Annotated in this window: 1 protein-coding gene; it reads right to left on the bottom strand. The window is 46.8% G+C overall.

Translation table 11 applies throughout. From position 1 onward, the window contains the following. On the bottom strand, window positions 1-519 hold a 519-nt coding region (gene apaH, locus R7Q11_RS29340), incomplete at both ends, for a bis(5'-nucleosyl)-tetraphosphatase (symmetrical) ApaH (RefSeq protein WP_225467366.1).

Below are 519 nucleotides of genomic sequence, written 5' to 3'. Positions count from 1 at the left end.
GGTGCGGCAGTTCAAACCAAGGTACCAATTGGTCACCTGTGACTTCTTGCGGAGGCAGTTTGCAGTCCATATCTAAACGACCATCAGAAAAGCAGAAACGCATTCTTGTAAAGGCATTGATGATATAGCGATAGCGATCCAGACCTTCCAGTGAGTCATCCCAAAGATCTGGTAAGTTGCTGTACATGTTTTTTAGCAACCACGGCAACTCTTCGCCTTGGATAATATGTTCTACTTCGCGAGCGCATTGTCTGGCTGTTTCTAAATCCCATTGCGGTGAGATACCCGCATGACACATCACAAACTCGTCGTGCTCTGCCAGAAGAGGTTGTTTAGCTAGCCAAGAGAGCAGTTCTTCGCGGTCTTTAGCGAGGAAAATAGGGGTCGTTTTATCTTTGTCTTTTCGCTTTTTCAGGCCGTACGATACTGCCAGTAAATGTAAGTCATGATTGCCGAGTACGACTTTTGCGCTGTCACCGAGTGACTTTACGAAGCGCAGTGTTTCGAGTGATTTTGGGC

The sequence above is a fragment of the Vibrio sp. 970 genome, from assembly GCF_033339075.1.
Note: the sequence above shows the minus strand (reverse complement) of the source record. Positions and strands in the feature narration are given on the sequence as shown.